The sequence below is a fragment of the Maritimibacter harenae genome (assembly GCF_009882975.1).
Lineage (GTDB): Bacteria > Pseudomonadota > Alphaproteobacteria > Rhodobacterales > Rhodobacteraceae > Maritimibacter > Maritimibacter harenae.
Genome location: NZ_WTUX01000048.1, coordinates 1 through 463 on the forward strand (window position 1 = coordinate 1; position 463 = coordinate 463).

Annotated in this window: 1 protein-coding gene and 1 pseudogene; both read right to left on the bottom strand. The window is 64.1% G+C overall.

Going from position 1 to position 463, the window contains the following annotated elements; translation table 11 throughout:
• A pseudogene (locus GQE99_RS20275) lies at positions 1-189 on the bottom strand (thiamine pyrophosphate-binding protein); the annotation flags it as partial.
• A 26-nt stretch (positions 190-215) separates the two neighbouring features.
• On the bottom strand, positions 216-463 hold a 248-nt coding region (locus GQE99_RS20280; RefSeq protein ID WP_161353782.1), incomplete at its 5' end, for an aldehyde dehydrogenase family protein.

Sequence of the window (463 nt, forward strand, 5' to 3'; positions counted from 1 at the left end):
GCACAGCAGCATCTTGGGATCACGGTTCCCCAAGTGGTTCACGATACTGTCGTGCAGACCGCGAAAGCTGGATCCCGGGTTCAGCGCGACGTAGGGCGTGCCCAGCTCACGCATCATCAATGCGATGGCGTCGCTGCCGTATACGTCGGTGGTCTCGCAAGGAACCGGGCGGTCGATTTCGTCGCGCATCGGGCGATCCTCCTCGGGCGCGGGCTTCATTGACCGCCCAGGTTGATGTGAATGTTCTTTTCGTGGGTGAAGGACATCAGTTCGCCGATGCCCTCCTCGCGCCCGATCCCCGACTGTTTCACACCGCCAAAGGGCGCGCCGAGGAAGTGGCGCCCCACCTCGTTGATCCAGACGAACCCGGCTTCGACCCGGTTCGCGGCCCGGTGCGCCGTGGAAAGATCGCGGCTCCAGATCGCGCACGTCAGCCCCACGTCGAGCCCGTTGACCTCCGACA